This window comes from Planococcus sp. SSTMD024 (assembly GCF_041320495.1).
GTDB lineage: Bacteria > Bacillota > Bacilli > Bacillales_A > Planococcaceae > Planococcus.
In genome coordinates this window covers 165,478-183,895 of record NZ_JBGGNS010000019.1, presented here as the reverse complement: position 1 = coordinate 183,895, position 18,418 = coordinate 165,478, and the positions used below count along the sequence as shown (strand labels likewise).

At 49.9% G+C, this 18,418-nt stretch carries 23 protein-coding genes and 1 riboswitch; of the genes, 20 read left to right on the top strand and 3 right to left on the bottom strand.

From position 1 onward, the window contains the following. Positions 1-25 precede the first annotated feature (25 nt). From AB9R92_RS04805 to AB9R92_RS04765, 9 genes are all read left to right on the top strand, one after another. Entirely contained in the window at positions 26-982 is a 957-nt protein-coding gene (locus AB9R92_RS04805) for a PstS family phosphate ABC transporter substrate-binding protein (RefSeq protein ID WP_370668365.1), read from the top strand. 71 nt (positions 983-1,053) lie between these two features. Further along, positions 1,054-1,980 carry a phosphate ABC transporter permease subunit PstC gene (gene pstC / locus AB9R92_RS04800; protein ID WP_058380904.1) on the top strand — a complete coding sequence of 309 codons (927 nt, stop codon included), beginning with the start codon at positions 1,054-1,056 and terminating at the stop codon, positions 1,978-1,980. Between the two features lies 1 nt (position 1,981). Continuing rightward, complete coding sequence (gene pstA / locus AB9R92_RS04795; RefSeq protein ID WP_370668364.1) at positions 1,982-2,860, top strand: phosphate ABC transporter permease PstA; 879 nt, start codon at positions 1,982-1,984, stop codon at positions 2,858-2,860. Between the two features lie 26 nt (positions 2,861-2,886). Next, a complete protein-coding gene (gene pstB / locus AB9R92_RS04790; RefSeq protein ID WP_370668363.1) occupies positions 2,887-3,711 on the top strand; it encodes a phosphate ABC transporter ATP-binding protein PstB in 825 nt (274 codons plus the stop codon). Between the two features lie 69 nt (positions 3,712-3,780). Next, positions 3,781-4,440, top strand: a complete 660-nt coding sequence (gene phoU / locus AB9R92_RS04785; protein ID WP_370668362.1) for a phosphate signaling complex protein PhoU — start codon at positions 3,781-3,783, stop codon at positions 4,438-4,440. A gap of 160 nt (positions 4,441-4,600) precedes the next feature. After that, positions 4,601-4,750, top strand: coding sequence for a 50S ribosomal protein L33 (gene rpmG / locus AB9R92_RS04780; RefSeq protein WP_082799233.1), 150 nt, complete (start codon positions 4,601-4,603; stop codon positions 4,748-4,750). 115 nt (positions 4,751-4,865) lie between these two features. After that, positions 4,866-5,441 carry a 5-formyltetrahydrofolate cyclo-ligase gene (locus AB9R92_RS04775; RefSeq protein WP_370668361.1) on the top strand — a complete coding sequence of 192 codons (576 nt, stop codon included), beginning with the start codon at positions 4,866-4,868 and terminating at the stop codon, positions 5,439-5,441. Beyond that, a complete protein-coding gene (locus tag AB9R92_RS04770; RefSeq protein ID WP_370668360.1) occupies positions 5,438-5,644 on the top strand; it encodes a YqgQ family protein in 207 nt (68 codons plus the stop codon). Before AB9R92_RS04775 ends, AB9R92_RS04770 begins: the two co-directional genes overlap by 4 nt. Before the next feature lie 155 nt (positions 5,645-5,799). Further along, positions 5,800-7,704, top strand: a complete 1,905-nt coding sequence (locus AB9R92_RS04765; RefSeq protein ID WP_370668359.1) for an LTA synthase family protein — start codon at positions 5,800-5,802, stop codon at positions 7,702-7,704. Between the two features lie 93 nt (positions 7,705-7,797). Here AB9R92_RS04765 and AB9R92_RS04760 read toward each other — a convergent pair whose 3' ends face one another. Next, positions 7,798-7,980, bottom strand: coding sequence for a DUF2759 domain-containing protein (locus tag AB9R92_RS04760; protein WP_068869055.1), 183 nt, complete (start codon positions 7,978-7,980; stop codon positions 7,798-7,800). 153 nt (positions 7,981-8,133) lie between these two features. On the opposite strand from AB9R92_RS04760, the gene AB9R92_RS04755 reads away from it, so the two are divergent. After that, a complete protein-coding gene (locus AB9R92_RS04755; protein WP_370668358.1) occupies positions 8,134-8,769 on the top strand; it encodes an MBL fold metallo-hydrolase in 636 nt (211 codons plus the stop codon). A gap of 57 nt (positions 8,770-8,826) precedes the next feature. Here AB9R92_RS04755 and AB9R92_RS04750 read toward each other — a convergent pair whose 3' ends face one another. Next, positions 8,827-9,069 (bottom strand): DUF2626 domain-containing protein, encoded by a 243-nt coding sequence (locus AB9R92_RS04750; protein ID WP_370668357.1) that lies wholly within the window; start codon positions 9,067-9,069, stop codon positions 8,827-8,829. Between the two features lie 286 nt (positions 9,070-9,355). Here AB9R92_RS04750 and comGA point away from each other — a divergent pair, with 286 nt between their 5' ends. The 10 genes from comGA (at position 9,356) to gcvPB (ending at position 17,921) form a co-directional block, all read left to right on the top strand. Then, a complete protein-coding gene (comGA, locus tag AB9R92_RS04745) occupies positions 9,356-10,381 on the top strand; it encodes a competence type IV pilus ATPase ComGA (protein WP_370668356.1) in 1,026 nt (341 codons plus the stop codon). Continuing rightward, positions 10,353-11,396, top strand: a complete 1,044-nt coding sequence (comGB, locus tag AB9R92_RS04740) for a competence type IV pilus assembly protein ComGB (RefSeq protein ID WP_370668355.1) — start codon at positions 10,353-10,355, stop codon at positions 11,394-11,396. The genes comGA and comGB overlap by 29 nt, the downstream gene beginning before the upstream one ends. Positions 11,397-11,407: 11 nt before the next feature. Then, on the top strand, positions 11,408-11,725 hold the full coding sequence (comGC, locus tag AB9R92_RS04735; protein WP_370668354.1) for a competence type IV pilus major pilin ComGC: 318 nt from the start codon (positions 11,408-11,410) through the stop codon (positions 11,723-11,725). 50 nt (positions 11,726-11,775) lie between these two features. Further along, entirely contained in the window at positions 11,776-12,153 is a 378-nt protein-coding gene (locus tag AB9R92_RS04730) for a competence protein ComG (protein WP_370668353.1), read from the top strand. After that, the gene (locus tag AB9R92_RS04725) at positions 12,122-12,439 is read left to right on the top strand and encodes a hypothetical protein (protein WP_370668352.1); all 318 of its coding nucleotides are present in this window, start codon (positions 12,122-12,124) and stop codon (positions 12,437-12,439) included. The genes AB9R92_RS04730 and AB9R92_RS04725 overlap by 32 nt, the downstream gene beginning before the upstream one ends. Then, positions 12,427-12,867: a competence type IV pilus minor pilin ComGF gene (locus AB9R92_RS04720; protein ID WP_370668351.1), complete on the top strand. Its 441-nt coding sequence runs from the start codon at positions 12,427-12,429 to the stop codon at positions 12,865-12,867. Before AB9R92_RS04725 ends, AB9R92_RS04720 begins: the two co-directional genes overlap by 13 nt. Before the next feature lie 200 nt (positions 12,868-13,067). Then, positions 13,068-13,580 carry a shikimate kinase gene (locus AB9R92_RS04715; protein ID WP_370668350.1) on the top strand — a complete coding sequence of 171 codons (513 nt, stop codon included), beginning with the start codon at positions 13,068-13,070 and terminating at the stop codon, positions 13,578-13,580. Positions 13,581-13,723: 143 nt separating this feature from the next. After that, positions 13,724-13,813, top strand: a riboswitch (glycine riboswitch). 147 nt (positions 13,814-13,960) lie between these two features. Continuing rightward, positions 13,961-15,061, top strand: a complete 1,101-nt coding sequence (gene gcvT, locus AB9R92_RS04710) for a glycine cleavage system aminomethyltransferase GcvT (protein ID WP_370668349.1) — start codon at positions 13,961-13,963, stop codon at positions 15,059-15,061. Positions 15,062-15,088: 27 nt separating this feature from the next. Further along, positions 15,089-16,456, top strand: coding sequence for an aminomethyl-transferring glycine dehydrogenase subunit GcvPA (gene gcvPA, locus AB9R92_RS04705; protein WP_370668348.1), 1,368 nt, complete (start codon positions 15,089-15,091; stop codon positions 16,454-16,456). Continuing rightward, positions 16,449-17,921: an aminomethyl-transferring glycine dehydrogenase subunit GcvPB gene (gcvPB, locus tag AB9R92_RS04700; protein WP_370668347.1), complete on the top strand. Its 1,473-nt coding sequence runs from the start codon at positions 16,449-16,451 to the stop codon at positions 17,919-17,921. Before gcvPA ends, gcvPB begins: the two co-directional genes overlap by 8 nt. A gap of 43 nt (positions 17,922-17,964) precedes the next feature. Here the strand turns inward: gcvPB and AB9R92_RS04695 are convergent, their stop codons facing one another. Continuing rightward, entirely contained in the window at positions 17,965-18,345 is a 381-nt protein-coding gene (locus AB9R92_RS04695) for a rhodanese-like domain-containing protein (protein ID WP_370668346.1), read from the bottom strand. Positions 18,346-18,418: the final 73 nt, after the last annotated feature.

Genomic DNA, 18,418 nt, shown 5'->3' with positions numbered 1-18,418 from the left:
AACCATATTAGGGGGAAACATTACAATGAGAAACTGGAAGTTCGCTATGGCATCAACAATTCTTGGATCGGCACTAGTGCTTGGGGCATGCGGCAGCACGGAAGAAACAGCAACAGGCAGCGAAACAGCTGATTCCGCTTCTGATGAAGCAGTGGTAGAAGGTTCGGTCACTGGTGACGGGTCATCCACAGTCGCCCCAATCCTTGAAGGCATCGTTGAGGAATACGCTGCAGTTCAACCTGAAGTCCAAGTAACGGTCGGTGTTTCCGGAACGGGCGGCGGATTCGAAAAATTCGTCCAAGGTGAAACAGCTTTCTCGAATGCCTCTAGACCGATTAAAGAAGAAGAAGTTGCTGCTCTAGAAGAGGCAGGCATTGAATACTCGGAATTCCTGCTTGCTTACGACGGCCTTTCAGTAGTCGTCAACCAGGATAACGACTGGGCGGAGGATTTGACAGTTGAAGACCTGAAAAAACTATGGGTAGAAGATGGCAGCACAAAGATGTGGTCAGACATCAACCCGGAATGGCCTGAGGAAGAAGTTGTATTTTATGCACCAGGCACAGCTTCCGGAACATACGATTATTTCAATGAAGTCATCCTAGAAGACGAAGACATCGTCGAATCGGCGACATTGTCTGAAGACGACAACACACTCGTTCAAGGAATCCAAGGAGATCCTAACGCCATCGGATTCTTCGGATATGCTTACTACATCGCAAACCAAGATACGTTGAAAGTCGTAACCATTGATGGCGTCGAGCCAAACCCGGAAACAATCGAATCCGGCGAGTATTCGCCATTGTCACGCCCGCTCTTCACTTACGCCAACAACGCGAAAATCGCTGAAGATGAAGCGGCTTACGATTTCATGAAGTTCACTTTAGAGAATGCCGGGCAAATGGCTGAAGCTGTCGGATACGTTCCATTGGCAGTAGAGGATTACGAGCAAGGCTTGGCAGATCTGGAAGCATTGAAATAAATCAAGTTGCAAGTTCAGTCTTAGGGTGAGCAGCTGCTGCTCGCCTTTTGCGGTTGAAAGGGGATTCTATTATGCGGACATCGGTTCAAGAACTGATCGCAAAGTCGAAAGATAAGAAAAGCAAAAAAATCATTGAGAAACTCATCCCGATCTTGTTATTCCTCATTGCTTCTGTTTCGGTTTTAACAACCATCGGCATCGTTTTGACATTAATCATTGAAACTGTCACGTTTTTCACAAGAGTGCCTCTGTCTGATTTCATACTCGGCACAACGTGGCTGCCATTCGCCAATAGCGGAGCCCAGTTCGGCATTTGGCCATTGATTGTCGGCACGCTGAAAATTACCGGCATCGCCATTATCGTAGCTGTGCCGATCGGCATTTCGGCTGCCATTTACTTGAGCGAATACGCTTCCGACAACGTACGGCGCGTTGTCAAACCGGTTCTTGAAGTGTTGGCGGGCGTCCCGACCATCGTCTACGGCTTTTTCGCCCTGACCTTCGTGACGCCTGTATTGCAAAGCTTTTTCCCGGAAATCAAGATCTTCAATGCGATTTCACCAGGGATCGTCGTCGGCATCATGATCATCCCGATGATCGCTTCGCTATCGGAAGATGCCATGTCGTCTGTCCCGAAAAGCATTCGCGACGGGGCGCTTGCCATGGGTTCGACAAAATTTGAAGTCGCTTGGAAAATCACCGTTCCAGCCGCGTTGTCCGGCATTATTGCCTCGGTTGTGCTCGGCTTGTCCCGCGCGATCGGCGAGACGATGATCGTTTCGCTTGCGGCCGGGTCAACGCCAAAATTCGATGGCGATTTCACGGGTTCCATCCAGACAATGACCGCCTATATCGTGCAAGTTTCCAAAGGCGATGCAGGCTATGGGACGACAATCTATTATTCCATTTATGCGGTCGGGTTCACATTATTCCTCTTCACGATGGCGATGAACATCCTGGCAGGCTATATGTCAAAACGTTTCCGGGAGGAATATTAAGATGAGATACATTGAACAGGAAAAAGTCGTCCGGCGCATGAACGGCCGGATGGTCGTCAACCGGATCTTCCAGGGGCTCTTCATGTTTGCGACGGCGCTTGCGCTGCTGGCGCTGGTCATCTTGCTGTACCGCATTGTCAGTCAAGGAGCGGGACATCTGTCGCTCGACTTCCTGACCAATTTTGCTTCACGGTTCCCGGACCAGGCGGGTATCAAAGCGGCGCTTGTCGGGTCGATCTGGTTGATGGCGGTCGTTGCCCCGACATCCATTTTGCTGGGTGTGGGATCCGCGATTTATTTAGAAGAATACGCCAAAAAAGGGCGCATCACGACATTCATCCAAATGAATATTTCCAATTTGGCGGGGGTTCCGTCAGTTGTCTTCGGACTTCTGGGATTGACAATCTTTGTCCGCGCATTGGCGCTTGGCAACAGCATCCTTGCGGCGGGCTTTACGATGAGCTTGCTTATCCTGCCCGTCATTATCGTAGCGGCACAGGAAGCGATCCGTTCGGTACCTGGCGAATTGCGTGATGCATCGTACGGGATGGGGGCAACCAAATGGCAGACCATCGTGCGCATCATCTTGCCGGCCGCGATTCCCGGCATCCTGACAGGCAGCATTCTTGCCTTGTCGCGGGCCATCGGCGAAACGGCACCGTTAATTGTCGTCGGCATCCCGGTCATCATCCAGTTTTTGCCGGAAGGCGTCATGGATACGTTCACGGCGTTGCCGATGCAGATTTACGATTGGTCGAGCCGCCCGCAAGCTGAATTCCAAACGGTTGCAGCTGCCGGGATCATCGTCTTGATGGTCGTGTTGCTATTCATGAATTCAATAGCAGTCTTCATTCGGAACAAATTCGATAAATCCTATTAAATTGTCATGCGGAAGGGGAGTTCATTATGAACACAGCAACGATCAAAACGAAAATCGATACAGCACAGCCTGCTACTTCAGTAGAACAAGCTGAAAAGGAAAGTGTCTATAGCACGCGCCAATTGAATCTATGGTACGGCAATAACCACGCCTTGAAAAACATTGATTTGGAAATCGGGGAAAATGAAGTCACGGCGATCATCGGGCCGTCAGGGTGCGGGAAATCGACTTATTTGAAAACCTTGAACCGCATGGTGGAATTGGTGCCTTCGGTAAAAACCTCCGGAGAAATCCACTACCGCGGCCGCAATATCTTCGATTCCAGCTACGGAGTTGAAGAATTGCGCACACGGGTCGGCATGGTGTTCCAAAAGCCGAATCCGTTCCCGAAATCGATTTACGACAATATCGCTTACGGGCCGCGCATCCATGGAATTAAAAATAAAAAGATCCTGGACGAGATTGTCGAGAAAAGCCTTCGCGGTGCAGCGATCTGGGACGAAGTGAAAGACCGCCTGAACGAAAACGCATATGGCATCTCGGGCGGCCAACAACAGCGGATCTGCATCGCGCGGACATTGGCGATCGAACCGGACGTTATCTTGATGGACGAGCCAACTTCTGCTCTTGACCCCATTTCGACCTTGAAGATCGAAGAATTGGTGCAGGAATTGAAAGAGCAATACAGCATCATCATTGTCACGCACAACATGCAGCAAGCTGCGCGGATTTCCGATAAAACTGCCTTCTTCTTGAACGGCGAAGTCATCGAGTATGACCGCACGGACACCATCTTCTCAAACCCGGCAGATAAACGGACAGAGGATTACATTTCAGGTCGATTCGGCTGATGCACAACTTCAATCAGCAGGAATGGTTTCTGCTGGCCGTTACAAATGGAAGAATGGGAGGAACAGTAAATGGCAGTACGCGAAAAGTTTGAATATGAATTGCATTCAGCACAGGAACAATTGATTACACTTAGCACGATGGCCATCGATGCACTCGATAAATCGATGAAGGCGCTCATCGCCCATGACATCGACAAGGCGCTCCAGGTGATCGACAATGACGCCAATATCAACCGGCTCGAAGAAGAACTGAACGACCAGGTGATCCTCTTGATTGCCAAGCAATCGCCGGTCGCGACGGACCTTCGTCGCTTGATCGTCACGATCAAAGTCGCATCGGACATGGAGCGGGTCGGGGATTACGCCGTCAACATTGCAAAAGAAACGATCCGCATCGGGCAGCAGGACCTGCTTGAGCCGATCAACAAGATCCAGCGCATGCACGAACTCGCAACCTCCATGCTGCGCCAGGGCATTGATGCATTGATAGAAGAAGATGTGGAAAAAGCCAAGGAAATCGCCGACCTCGATGACGAAGTCGATGATTTATATGGCGAAGCGATCCGGCTGTTGTTCCAGCACAGCGCCCAAGAGCCCGAGAAGCTTAGCCAAGTGACGCAATTGGCGTTTGTTTGCCGCTACATGGAGCGCTCTGCGGATTATGCGACCAATATCGCGGAGCAATTATTCTACCTCGTCCGCGGCCGGCATTACGATCTGAATAAATGAGAAAAAACCACAGCGCCTGCTGTGGTTTTTTATTTAAGGAAATCAGTGGGAAGCGGCATTTTTCAGTAGACAATCACTGAAGGTATGCTATAATAATTAAGTCGTATAGATCACGCTTATTAATGAAATGGATTTTTTGAAAGAATTGGGAGGGATATCGATGCGTGTAAACATTACACTAGCTTGCACAGACTGTGGCGAAAGAAACTACAGCACTGTTAAAAATAAGCGCAACAACCCTGAGCGTCTTGAATTGAAAAAATATTGCTCACGTGAAAAGAAAATGACAACACACCGTGAAACGAAGTAAGTAATTGACTGCCAAAACCTCCCGGGGTTTTGGCTTTTTCTTTTGTCAAGTGCAGTTTACTATAGAAGATATACATAGACAGGATTTACAGTTCCGCAGAAAGGGCGTTTGCACAATGGAAAAAGCCGTATTGAGGAAATCGGTGATCAGCCAAATGAATGAACTTACAAAATCACAACATGCCCGAATGTCATCGGCGATTTTGGAGAAACTCATAGAAGACCCAGATTTTCAAGAATCCACTACCATCGGAGTGACCATCTCGCGCTGGCCGGAAGTCGATACGATCCCGCTTATTGAAACGTGTTGGCGACTGGGGAAGAAAGTCGCCGCCCCGAAATGTTTTGCTAAAGAGCGGACGATGGACTTCCGCTTGTTCGACAGGCTCGAGCAATTGGAAATGGTGTATATGGACCTCCAGGAACCGATCGAAGCCCAAACGGAAGCTGTCGGCCCTGAAAGCCTCGATTTATTGATCGTGCCAGGTGTGGTCTTTACGGAGAGCGGTTACCGCATTGGCTTCGGCGGAGGCTATTATGACCGGTATTTGAGCGGGTTTGGCGGCAACACCCGCTCGCTTGCGTTCGAACTCCAATTGGCAGGTGAATTGCCTGTCGAAAGCCACGACATTCCGGTCGATGGCATCATCACTGAAAAACGAACGATCGATTCAAAGGCGGTGAGAACATGAAAGACCTTTACGATGTCATGCAGTTGCTGAAAAGGTACGGAACGATCATTTACACAGCCGATTTCGTGTCGGATCTCGATTTGATGGAATCCGACATCCGGGATCTGTACAACCATGATTTCATCACGCCGCGTGAATACGCATCCGCCTTGATGATCTTGCGGCAGAAGCGCACAGAATATGAGAAAAAAGGAAAATCATGAAACCGGAAGCGTTTTGATGCGTCTATTAAGGGTAATTGCTTTCGCTCGAGGGTGATTTGTTTTATACTATAAGGTATTGAATTTCCATTTTATTTGAAACTGAATTTCGCACGAACCGGACAAGCGCTCCGGTAAGACGAGGAGGATGTGCGGCAATGAAAAACAAAGAATGGCCTAAGCATTCGGTCCTGGCCATAGCGGTCATTGCGACTTGGCTGACGACATATGTTGTCTACAAAGCGGCCTTTTCTATTACAATCGACAATGCATTGCAGGAATTCATCCTGTTCTTGAACCCCTTAAGCTTATTATTGTTCGCCTATGGAGGCGCGCTCTTCTTCAAGAGCAAAAAAGCAAGAAACCGCTATATCCTGGTTATCGCCGTCGTGACGTCGATTATCCTATACGGCAACGTGGCGTTCTATCGCTTCTTTACGGATTTCATCACGCTGCCCGTATTGTTCCAGACCAATAATTTCGGCGACCTCGGCAACAGTGCTGCCGCGAGCATCTACTGGACCGACATTCTCTACTTCGCGGACATTATCGTCATTCTCTTGGCGATGCGTTTCGTGAAGGAGAAGGAGACCACAGTCAAATCAGCAGCGACACACCGCAAAGCGTATTTTGTCCTGTCGGCAGCTGTGCTGTTCTTCAATCTCGGGCTTGCGGAAGCGGAACGCCCGCAACTATTGACGAGAAGCTTTGACCGCGAAATGCTCGTCAAGAACCTGGGCATGTACAATTACCATCTGTATGATGTCTACATCCAATCGAAATCCCAAGCCCAGCGTGCGCTTGCGGACGGTTCCGAATTGACGGAAGTGACCAACTACGTCCGTTCGAACCAGGCGGAACCGTCTGAGGAAATGTTCGGCGCAGCGGAAGGGCGTAATTTGATCGTCGTGACGCTTGAATCGTTGCAGACTTTCGTCTTGAATAATGAAATGAATGGCGAGACCATCACGCCTTTCATGAACGAATTGACACAAGACGAAGATACGATCTATTTCCCGAACTTCTATCACCAGACCGGGCTCGGCAAGACATCCGACTCTGAATTCCTGCTCGAGACCGGCATGTACCCCTTGAGCGGGGGCGCCGTGTTCTTTACGCACAGCGGCAATACTTTCAATTCCATGGCGGAGAAGATGGGCAATGAAGGCTATTCGACCAATGTCCAGCACGCCAACACGAAAAGCTTCTGGAACCGCGACATGATGTACGAATCCCTAGAGATCGACAAGTTCTACGATATCCAGAGCTATACAGTGGGCGAAGGGCAAGCTGTCAACTGGGGCATGAAGGACATTCCGTTCTTCGAGCAATCCGTCGGCCATATGTCCGAAATGCAGCAGCCGTTCTATACGCGCCTGTTGTCGCTTACCAACCACCATCCGTTTACTTTGGATGAAGAAGACAAGCTGATCGAGGAATTCGATTCCAATTCCGGCACATTGAACCGCTATTTCCAGACGGTGCGTTATTTGGACGAAGCGGTCAAATCCTTGTTCGAGGATTTGAAGGAACAAGGATTGTACGAAAACTCCATCATCGTGATGTACGGCGACCATTACGGGATCTCCGATAACCACAATGAAGCGATGGCGCAGTATCTAGGCAAGGAAATTACGCCGTTTGAATCGGCGCAATTGCAGAAAGTGCCGTTTTTCGTCCATATCCCTGGATATGAAAAGGGCTATGTCGATGAAGAAGTCGGCGGCCAAGTGGATATGCGTTCAACGATTCTGCATTTGATGGGCATGGAAACCGAAAAAGACGTTCAATTCGGGGGCGACTTATTCTCTGAAGAACACGAGGAATTCGTCATCTTCCGTGACGGGCGCTTTGTGACCGACGAATATGTCTATGCCGCAAATGTCTGCTACGATATCGAAACGGGCGAACCAGTGGAAGACCAAAGCGCATGCGATCCATATGCTGAACGTGCCCTTGAGGAACTACAGTATTCCGAATCGATCATCAACGGCGATTTGCTGAGGTTCTACGAAGAGGAAAACGGCCAATTGAATACATTTGGCGAACAAGAACAACCGTAATACGAAAAAGGGCTGCCCCAACCACGATGGTTGGGGCAGCCCTTTTCTGTGGCCAATAAAAAACCGGCGCAATGGATGCGCCGGTTTCTTTTCTTAATGAAGGCCAGGTGGGTAACCGTGTGTAATGAGAGTTGCAACGGTGAAACCGCCGAAAATAACAAAGGTCCCAAAATTAAATAAGAATCCTAAAACTTCTTTGTTTTTTAGGGTTTGAACTGTACCGATTGCAGCAAGAACTGCTGTGAGGCCGAAAATAACCATCAAAATCCAACTCATCTTATGACACTCCCTTCAACTTTAACAGCCAGTGCCGTCTTCTACTCTTTATATTGTAAAGAAATTCTGCAAGTTTGTCGAGCCGTAAAAATGTCATTCTATTGAACAAGCAAAAGAATGTGTTCATGATATACTGCTAATGAGGTGAAAGACATGTTGAAAATCGATCGGCTGGAACTAGGCCCAGTGCAAACGAATTGCTACATCATATCAGGGCACGAGAAGCAATGCGTCATTTTCGATCCCGGAGAGGAAGCGGGGAGAATTCAAGAGGTCGTGAAACGCAAGCAATTAATGCCGCTTGCAATCCTTTTGACGCACGCCCATTTCGACCATATCGGTGCGGTCGACGAATTGAGGGATATATACAAAATCCCAGTCTATCTTCATTACAAAGAACGCGATTTCCTGGGACGGCCGAACTTGAACGGCTCCGGTAAATATGCGGCTTTGCCGGATTACCGTGTAGCGGATGCGGATGAATTGATCACCGATGAACAATCGCTCCAAATCGGCCCGTTCAAAATGGAGTTATTCCATACCCCCGGGCATTCGCCTGGCAGTGTAAGCTTTTATTTTCCGGAGGACCGTTTCGCAATTGTGGGGGACACGTTGTTTTCCGGAAGCATCGGGCGCACCGATTTGGCGGAAGGCTCAGAACAGGTGCTGCTAAACTCGATCCGTGAATCGCTGTTGACGCTGCCGGAAGAAACCTTCCTGTTCCCAGGGCATGGCCCGGAAACGACGCCGAAGCAAGAGCAACAGCATAATCCTTTCCTGCGCATGTAAAGGGCATTAAAAAAACGGCCGAGATGGCCGTTTTTTTGTGTTCACATTCAATTACTATTAATGACCTGCTCCTGGGATGTGGATGAACGTAGAGTAGTAAGTAAAGCCAACGAAAAAGACTGTCAGATAGGCTCCGAAAATATACATGTACATGCGTTCAGAAATATTTAAGTATCCAAGAAGAACGAAGAAGCCGGTATTGGCAACCATCAACAATGATACTTCTACCATATCGCCGACGTAAAATAAGATTGCAAAGATTCCAGTCCACCATCCCATTAATTTAAACATATTATCCATGGGTAATCCCTCCTTTGCCACAATACAATAATCTCCTATTCATTATATAGGAAGACGAGTCTATGTGTAAACAAGGACTTCGGGCTAGTTTGTGACAAAGCCGTGTAGGCTTATCCATAAAGCGTTCTCAAGCGATCGGCGCAAGCCTTGAAATCCAGGTTTTTAAGGCTTTTAAGCGTTCAAATAATTATTTTGGTATTTTCGATATTCAAAGGCAATCCTTGTGCTTATACTAATGGGGAGCGGAGAGGCAGCCTCCGCTCACAGACCCGGACAGGAGGTGAGTATGCAAGATATCATTGAACGTCGATGCTTCGATCTATTGCATTCTGCCGTAGAAGAAAAAACCACCGATATCCACATCAGGCCCGAACCCCGCGATTACAGCATCACCTACCGGACGTACAACCGATTCAAGCCGGTGGCGAAAATCCCCTTCGATTTAGGCGATCGCATGATTGCTTATTTCAAATACCTCTCCCTTTTGGACATGAGCGAAAAACGAAAACCCCAAACCGGCTCATTTCATCTCCAGATGAATGGGCAGACCCATCATTTCCGCATTTCAACCTTGCCTTCAGTCATGACGAAAGAAAGCATCGTTATCCGTGTCATCCCTGACAGCACTGCATTATTTCTCGATGAATTGGCGGCATTCCGCGATTCGGCCAGGCTGCTCGAGAAGCTTGCCGGCGAACGGCAAGGGCTGATGCTGTTGACGGGCCCGACCGGCTGCGGCAAATCGACCACTTTGTATTCACTCTTGCGCCATTGTTCCGAACGGCTCAACCGCAATGTCATTACGCTTGAAGATCCAGTTGAGCGCCAAAATCCCGCCTTTCTTCAAATTCAAGTGAACGAAAAGTCGGGGATGAATTATGCGACCGGCTTAAAAGCCATTTTAAGGCATGACCCCGACATCATCATGATCGGCGAAATCCGTGATGCAGAAACTGCTGAAATAGCCGTCAGGGCCGCCTTGACAGGGCATTTGGTGTTTTCGACGATCCATGCCAGGCATTCGGTCGGCTGCCTCCACAGGCTCCATGACCTAGGAATCCCGTATGAAGACATGCTGCAGACGCTCATCGGCATCGCAGCCCAGAAAATTGTGCCGATGTACGAGGATTTGGACCAGCTCGAGACGAAACACCGCGCATTATATGAAATCTTGTGTGATACCAGTTTGGCGGATGCCATTCGTTCAGCGAAACAGCAGCAGGAGTATGAGCTGCCGGAGCATTTATCGTTCGGCGGGCAGATCCGGGAAGGGGTGAGGATCGGTGCGCTTCATTCCGGTTTCGAGTTCTAGGCGCTTGCCGTTTCGTGAACGCGCCCAATTTCTGACCAGGCTGTCGGTGCTGATGTCAGAAGGCTATTTGTTTCCCGTCGCCATGACGCTCCTTTTGCCCATGCATACAGATCGTACAGATGAAGCACTCTCAGGAATGGACCGCATCTTGAAGGGCGGCGGCAATGCTGCCGAAGTGCTGAAATTTCTCGGGTTCCGCGAGCGCGTGTTGTTCCCGGTCGAGATTGCCGAGTTCCATGGCAAGCTCAGTGAAGCGATTCATGGCATCGCTGCGGGCTTCAAGCGGACCGAAGAAGTGCAGAAAAAGCTCCGCAATATCCTCGTCTACCCTGTCTCGCTATTGATTCTTACCGCCGCGTTGTTCTTGTTTTTCAGGACCAATTACGTGCCCAATCTGACTGCCCTGATCTCTTCTCTGCAGCACGGCGAAGAAGGGGCGGGGGTCCCGGTTTATTTGCTGCGCATTCCTGACGTAGCGATTGCTGTCTTCACGTTTGCCGCATTACTCGTACTTGGCTTCCGAGAATACCTCAAGCGGCAGCCTGCCGGGCGCCAAATGAAGCTATTGATCAAGCTCCCGGTCATCGGCCCGGTCATGCGGCTTTATTGGTCGCAGCTCGCCTCCAGGGAACTCGGCACGCTTTTGCATAGCGGCATTTCCTTGCAGGAGGCGTTGATGCTGTTGCGCAAGCAGCGGCATCACCCCATTATCAGCCGAATCGCTGAATCGTTGCACGATGAAGTCAAAACCGGCATCGCCCTGTCGGTTGCTGTTGACCGCCATGCCTTTGCGGCGAACGATATGGCGGCATTCATCCGCCACGGAGAAGCGACCGGCATGCTCGGGAAAGAATTGATGCTCTATAGCGAAGTATTGCTCGACCGAATTGAACTGCAAGCCCAGCGTTCATTGAAAATTATCCAGCCCAGTTTCTTTGTGTTGATTGCCGTGTGTATTGTCGCGGCCTATTTAGCGATTCTCTTGCCGATGTACAATCTCGTCCATACGATATAAGGAGGAATACGATGAAACGATTGAAAAACCAACGGGGCTTTACGCTCATCGAAATGCTGATTGTCATGTTGATCATAACGGTATTGATTGCCATCGCCATCCCGAATGTCTCGAAACAGACGTCGGCGGTCGATGAAAAAGGATGCAAAGCATTCGTGCAAATGGTCCAGGGGCAGGTAGAATCCTATCGAATGGATAAAAAAGCGGTGCCGGCTATGGCTGATTTGGTATCTGAAGGTTATTTGAAAACAGGAGAAACGAGCTGTCCGAATGGGGAAGTGATCAATATTTCAGTTGACGGCGTGGTGAGCTCATCGAAAGCCTCCTAAAAAGCAATGGTGGATTTACGCTGATTGAAATGCTTCTCGTGTTGATGTCGGTGGGAATAAGCGCTTCGCTTGTTGTGGGCTCTGCTGCAGCACTCGAAAATAAGCGCGAAGAAGAGCGGTTTTTCGCATTGCTGGAACAAGACATCCATTATGCGCAAAGCCAAAGTTACTTGCTTAAAACGTCTGTAGTCTTGTTTTTTTGGAACGACAAGCCGGGCTATGAAGTAATGTATGGCTTGAGCCGGCCGGGATATGCCAGGGCCATGCCGAAATCGATCAGTTTGAATGCAACCAGCAGTCTCCGTGAAGTGTATTTCACGCCGAATGGGTCGATCCGCCAGCCAGGGACGATGCGCTTTTCGACCAGCAGCGGGGAAAGGACGGTGACGGTCCATCTTGGAAAAGGGCGCGTGGTGGTTTCGAAATGACAGGGGCATCTCGGTAGCGGAAACGATGCTCAGCCTGTTTATGGTATTTCTTGTGTTCGGTTCGCTGTTGCCGCTCGTCCACGATATGCAGGTAAGGCTCGAACTGAAAAAAGAACGTCTAGCGGCTTATGAGACTTTGCACGAGGCGGCAAAAAGCATTGCCTCGACAGGCAATGCTGAAGGGCGGCGCTCAGTCAACGGCATCTTGTATTCTTGGCAAGCTGAAGGCCACTGCGTTGAGTACGTGGATTTTCAAGGGAAGCGGGAACGCTTATGCATCGAGTGAACATCCGGTCATCAAAAGGGTTTACGTTTCTCGACAGCCTGTTGGAATTGTTGGCAGTGTCGATTATGCTGCCGCTTGCCGTGATGTTTTATTTGTTCAGTTCGCATTTTCTGATGGATCTGGATTCCAGCGCCACGGAGTTCCGGCTGTTTACGTTGGAACTGCAACAGTATCTGGATGGGAGTGAACAAGTATACATTACGCGCGATGGAAAAGGCCTGCGCATTGTTCGTCAAGCCATTGTCTACGATGTCGAATTGTACGGCAGCGTTGTGCGCAAGCGAAAAGACCATCAGGGCCATGAAATCATGCTGACTGATGTGAAAAACAGTTTTTTTCAGATAGAAGGCAAACGTTTAACCATCCAGCTGGAATTCCAAAGCGGCGCAAAAGAGGAGGCCGATTATGCGCTTGCGCTTTTTGACTAGCCAATCCGGCGCAGTCTACCCTTTGTCCCTCGTATTCTTTCTATCCGCATTGATGCTGTTATCCCATATGGTGCTGCTTTACGCGATTGAATATCAGACTTATGATAGTTTGGAAAATGTTCATAGAAATGCTACTATACAACTACTGATGGAAATTGGGCAAAATAAAATCCCTGAGTAGGGTAGTACGGGTGGGTACAATGAACAGAATATATTTGATCGGTTTTATGGGCTGCGGCAAAAGTGCGGTCGGCAGGAGGCTAAGTTTTTTATTGAAAATGCCTTATTATGACATGGACAAAGAAATCGTCCGTCAGACGGGCATGACGATACCTGAGATTTTCGAGCGCTTTGGCGAAGATTATTTCAGGAATCTCGAAACGGAATTTTTGCAAAATTTGCAACAGGATCATTGCATCATCTCAACGGGTGGTGGCGTCACGATGCGCAAAGTGAACCAGCGCATCATGCGCCAGACGGGACTCGTGTTATTCCTCGATGCCCCTTTTAAAGAAATCTGGCGGCGCATCCATAAAGATCCGAACCGCCCGATTGTCAGGCGCTCGACGCGCGAGGAAATCGAAGCGCTCCACAAATCGCGATACCGTGATTATAAGCGGACGGCACATATTACCATCCGGACCGAGCACCGCACGCTGAGGCAGATTACACAATATGCTGCATTTCAAGTCAAACGCTTGAAAAACGAATGATTTTAATATTATCAATAAAAATGTTCGTTATTAGCGCTTTAAGGTAAAAAAGATTGCGCTTTCGTCGATTCAATGTTAGGATGTAGTCGAAGTTATACTATTCTGTATAACGGGATGGACCAATTCATCATTGATTTGGGCGGATGATTGTACGGGGAGAGAACGCAATAGCGTCGCCGAAGGAGCAAATGATCAGTCATGAATCTCTCAGGCAAAAAGACTCGTACAGGACGCATCTCTGGAGAATGCTGACGATGTGCAGCTACCGATGAGGAAAGCCGTTACGGTAAACTTTCAGGTGCCAGGACAGAGAATTCCCTTTCACAGTAAAGGGGATTTTCTGTCCTTTTTGTGTGCCTTGAAAACAGGAGGGGAAAAGATTGGGACAATTGAAGCGAACACCTTTGTTTGAATCGTATGCCCGCTACGGCGGAAAGACGATCGATTTCGGCGGATGGGAATTGCCGGTGCAATTTTCATCCATCAAAGACGAGCACGAAGCAGTCCGCACGAAAGCGGGATTGTTTGATGTCTCCCATATGGGCGAAATATTCGTCTCAGGCCCAGACAGCCTGACTTATTTACAGAAATTGCTGACCAATGATGTATCGAAGCTTCAAGACGGCCAGGCGCAATACACGGCCTTATGTTATGAAGATGGTGGCACCATCGACGATTTGCTTGTCTATAAACTCGGCGATGACCGCTATCTGCTGGTAGTCAATGCATCGAATATCGACAAGGATTTCGATTGGATGCAAAAACACCACGAAGGCGAAGTCGAGCTTGACAATGCCTCGGAGCGCTTTGGCTTGCTGGCGCTGCAAGGGCCGCTGGCTGAAAAAGTGTTGTCTGCGTTGACCGAAGAAGACTTATCGGCGATCCGCCCGTTCCGGTTCAAGGACAATGTAGAAGTTGCCGGTCAACAAGTGTTGGTTTCCCGTACCGGCTATACAGGAGAAGATGGATTTGAAATCTACGGCAGCCCGGATGCCGTTACGGCTCTATGGGACCGGATCCTGGAAGCGGGCGAATCACAAGGCGTTGTGCCGGCAGGGCTAGGCGCCCGCGATACGCTGCGTTTTGAAGCAGGCCTTGCGCTTTATGGGCAGGAATTGTCAAAAGAGATTACGCCGCTTGAAGCCGGCATCGGTTTTGCCGTCAAATTGAAAAAAGACTCCGACTTTATCGGAAAACAGGCTTTAGCGGAACAAAAAGAAGCTGGAGTGCCGCGCAAATCCGTCGGCATCGAAATGATCGACAAGGGCATCCCGCGCCATGGCTATGCAGTGTACAAGGGCGAGGAAAAAATCGGCGAAGTCACGACCGGGACCCAGTCGCCGACATTGAAAAAGAATGTCGGACTGGCCTTGCTGGATGCTGACCATATTGAGCTTGGCACGGAAGTGGATGTCGAAATCCGCAACAAGCGCCTGAAAGCAAAAATTGTCGCAGCGCCATTTTATAAACGCTCCAAATAATCCGAATAAAGAAGGGGACTGCACACGATGAAACATCGCTATCTACCAATGACTTCCCAAGATGAAAAAGACATGCTCGAGACGATCGGCGTCCAATCGATCGACGAATTGTTTTCGGACATTCCTGAAAAAGTACGTTTCAAAGGCGAGTACAATATCAAGCCTGCAAAATCCGAATCGGCCCTGACGAAAGAGCTGGCACAGCTCGCCGGCAAGAATGCGGATTCGGTCCGTTATGCTTCGTTCCTCGGTGCTGGTGTTTATGACCATTACAAACCGATCATTGTCGATCACGTCATCTCCCGTTCTGAATTTTACACAGCCTATACACCTTACCAGCCGGAAATCTCCCAAGGGGAATTGCAGGCAATCTTCGAATTCCAGACGATGATCGCTGAACTGACCGGCATGGACATCGCGAACTCCTCCATGTACGACGGCGGCACGGCACTCGCGGAAGCGGGCATGCTTGCAGCTGGCCAGACGCGCCGCAAGAAAATCCTAGTTTCCCGTGCCGTCCACCCGGAATCAAGAGACGTCGTCCGCACCTATGCGCTCGGCCAATCAATCGATGTCGTGGAAATCCCGTTAAAAGACGGCCGTACGGATATCGACGCCTTGAAGGAAATGGTCGATGAAAATACCGCGACCGTCATGGTCCAATACCCGAACTTTTTCGGCCAAGTGGAGAACTTGAAGGAAATCGAACCGATCGTCCACGAAGCGGGCGCTTTGTTCACGGTGTCATCCAACCCGCTGGCACTCGGCGCGCTGACGCCTCCGGGCAAATTCGGCGCTGATATCACAGTCGGCGACGCTCAGCCATTCGGCATTCCGGAAGCATTCGGCGGCCCCCATTGCGGTTATTTCGCCGTGACGCAGAAATTGATGCGCAAAGTCCCGGGACGCCTTGTCGGTGAAACGACTGACGATGAAGGCAGACGCGGATTTGTCTTGACTTTGCAAGCGCGCGAACAGCATATCCGCCGCGACAAGGCGACGTCGAATATTTGCTCGAATCAAGCCTTGAACGCCTTGGCGGCTTCTGTCGCCATGACGGCGCTCGGCAAGGAAGGCGCAAAGGAAATCGCAGTGCAGAATATCGCCAAGACGCATTACATGAAGCAGCAACTGAAGAAGTCCGGTTTCGAGATTGCATTCGACGGCGCCCATTTCAATGAAATTGCCGTCAAGCTCGGCTCATCGGTCAAGGAATTGAATGCGGCTTTATTCGAGAAAGGCATGATCGGCGGCTATGATCTTGGCTTGAGCTACGATGAGTTGCAAGGGCATATGCTCATTGCAGTCACTGAGCAGCGTTCTAAAGAAGAAATCGACGCGTTTGTACAGGAAATCGATGCATTCGTGCGAGAAACGGAGGCTTCCCATGCATAAAGACAACCAGCCACTCATTTTTGAAATGACCAAACAAGGCCGCGTCGGCTACAGCTTGCCGGAACTGGATGTACCGGAAGTGGATTTGAATGAACTGCTCGGTGAAGAGCTAGTACGCGAGGAATTTGCGGAATTGCCGGAAGTCTCGGAACTCGACATCATGCGCCATTACACAGCGCTATCAAAACGCAACCACGGCGTCGATTCGGGATTCTATCCGCTCGGCTCGTGCACGATGAAATACAATCCGAAAATCAATGAATCCGTTGCCCGCTACTCCGGATTTGCGAACATCCACCCGCTGCAGGAAGAATCGACTGTTCAAGGCGCGATGGAATTGATGTATGACCTTCAGGAACACTTGAAGGAAATCACCGGCATGGACGAAGTGACGCTTCAGCCGGCTGCAGGTGCACACGGGGAATGGACGGGCCTCATGATGATCCGCGCTTTCCACGAAGCGAACGGTGATTTCAACCGCACGAAAGTCATTGTGCCGGATTCTGCACACGGCACGAACCCCGCTTCTGCGACAGTCGCTGGTTTCGAGACAGTGACCGTGAAATCAAACGAGCACGGCCTGGTCGACCTGGACGATTTGAAGCGCGTGGTCGGTGACGACACGGCGGCACTTATGCTGACGAACCCGAACACGCTCGGCCTTTTCGAAGAAGATATCCTTGAAATGGCGTCGATCATCCATAAAGTCGGTGGCAAGCTGTATTATGACGGCGCAAACTTGAACGCTGTCATGTCGAAAGCACGCCCTGGCGACATGGGCTTTGACGTCGTCCATTTGAACTTGCATAAAACCTTCACAGGCCCTCACGGCGGTGGCGGCCCAGGATCTGGCCCAGTCGGCGTGCAAGCGGACTTGATCCCGTATTTGCCGAAGCCGATCCTTATCAAGACCGATGAAGGCTTTACATTCGATTACAACCGCCCTGACTCCATCGGGCGCGTCAAGCCGTTCTATGGCAACTTCGGCATCAATGTTCGTGCCTATACGTACATCCGCACGATGGGGCCTGACGGCTTGAAGAAAGTGACCGAATACGCCGTCTTGAACGCCAACTACATGATGAGAAGGCTCGCGCCTCATTTCGATCTGCCGTACGACCGCCACTGCAAACATGAATTCGTCTTGAGCGGCCGCCGCCAGAAGAAGCTCGGCGTCAGAACGCTCGATATGGCGAAGCGCCTGCTCGATTTCGGTTACCATCCGCCGACGATTTACTTCCCGCTTAATGTGGAAGAAGGCATGATGATCGAGCCGACCGAGACGGAATCGAAAGAAACGCTCGATGACTTTATCGATGCAATGATCCAGATTGCGCGAGAAGTGGAAGAAAATCCGGAGATCGTCCAAAATGCCCCGCATACGACGGTCATCAACCGGCTGGACGAAACGAAAGCGGCACGCAAGCCGGTGCTTCGTTACCAGAAACCGACAGACAGCGAATGACCAAAAATAAAAAAACCCGGAAGCAGATGCTTCCGGGTTTTTATTATTTGGATTTGATTTTGCCTGTCCATTTCTTGAAGCCGCCCTGCAATTGGAACAATTGGTCATACCCTTTTTTCTTCAGGAACAATGCGACGCGACCGCTTCTTGCCCCGTTCTGGTCATACAGGTAGACCGGTTTGTCGGCGCGGATTTCCTTGTAGCGCTGGCGCAATTGCGATTGCGGGATGTTGCGCGCCCCGAGGATATGGCCGGCTGCAAAATCTTTCGGTTCCCGGACATCGATGAGCTGCGCTTTGCGGTAGCCTTGGATGAATTCTTCCTGATTCAGATCGGTGACCGCTTTGCGGATGCGCAGGAAGGAGACGACCGCAAAAATGAGGATGGCGATAACGACGCCCAATGTGATATACAAAAATTCCACTGTTCTTGCCCCTTTCTATACTTACCCATTATAAGAGATAAGGTGACGGATATTCAATGGCTATGTTACAGTA

What these genes read in the sequence shown, in the direction of transcription:
- AB9R92_RS04805 (WP_370668365.1), top strand. Translation starts at nt 26, where the DNA reads ATGAGAAACTGGAAGTTCGCTATGGCATCAACAATTCTTGGATCGGCA.
- pstC (WP_058380904.1), top strand. Translation starts at nt 1,054, where the DNA reads ATGCGGACATCGGTTCAAGAACTGATCGCAAAGTCGAAAGATAAGAAA.
- pstA (WP_370668364.1), top strand. Translation starts at nt 1,982, where the DNA reads ATGAGATACATTGAACAGGAAAAAGTCGTCCGGCGCATGAACGGCCGG.
- pstB (WP_370668363.1), top strand. Translation starts at nt 2,887, where the DNA reads ATGAACACAGCAACGATCAAAACGAAAATCGATACAGCACAGCCTGCT.
- phoU (WP_370668362.1), top strand. Translation starts at nt 3,781, where the DNA reads ATGGCAGTACGCGAAAAGTTTGAATATGAATTGCATTCAGCACAGGAA.
- rpmG (WP_082799233.1), top strand. Translation starts at nt 4,601, where the DNA reads ATGCGTGTAAACATTACACTAGCTTGCACAGACTGTGGCGAAAGAAAC.
- AB9R92_RS04775 (WP_370668361.1), top strand. Translation starts at nt 4,866, where the DNA reads ATGGAAAAAGCCGTATTGAGGAAATCGGTGATCAGCCAAATGAATGAA.
- AB9R92_RS04770 (WP_370668360.1), top strand. Translation starts at nt 5,438, where the DNA reads ATGAAAGACCTTTACGATGTCATGCAGTTGCTGAAAAGGTACGGAACG.
- AB9R92_RS04765 (WP_370668359.1), top strand. Translation starts at nt 5,800, where the DNA reads ATGAAAAACAAAGAATGGCCTAAGCATTCGGTCCTGGCCATAGCGGTC.
- AB9R92_RS04760 (WP_068869055.1), bottom strand. Translation starts at nt 7,980, where the DNA reads ATGAGTTGGATTTTGATGGTTATTTTCGGCCTCACAGCAGTTCTTGCT.
- AB9R92_RS04755 (WP_370668358.1), top strand. Translation starts at nt 8,134, where the DNA reads ATGTTGAAAATCGATCGGCTGGAACTAGGCCCAGTGCAAACGAATTGC.
- AB9R92_RS04750 (WP_370668357.1), bottom strand. Translation starts at nt 9,069, where the DNA reads ATGGATAATATGTTTAAATTAATGGGATGGTGGACTGGAATCTTTGCA.
- comGA (WP_370668356.1), top strand. Translation starts at nt 9,356, where the DNA reads ATGCAAGATATCATTGAACGTCGATGCTTCGATCTATTGCATTCTGCC.
- comGC (WP_370668354.1), top strand. Translation starts at nt 11,408, where the DNA reads ATGAAACGATTGAAAAACCAACGGGGCTTTACGCTCATCGAAATGCTG.
- AB9R92_RS04720 (WP_370668351.1), top strand. Translation starts at nt 12,427, where the DNA reads ATGCATCGAGTGAACATCCGGTCATCAAAAGGGTTTACGTTTCTCGAC.
- AB9R92_RS04715 (WP_370668350.1), top strand. Translation starts at nt 13,068, where the DNA reads ATGAACAGAATATATTTGATCGGTTTTATGGGCTGCGGCAAAAGTGCG.
- gcvPA (WP_370668348.1), top strand. Translation starts at nt 15,089, where the DNA reads ATGAAACATCGCTATCTACCAATGACTTCCCAAGATGAAAAAGACATG.
- gcvPB (WP_370668347.1), top strand. Translation starts at nt 16,449, where the DNA reads ATGCATAAAGACAACCAGCCACTCATTTTTGAAATGACCAAACAAGGC.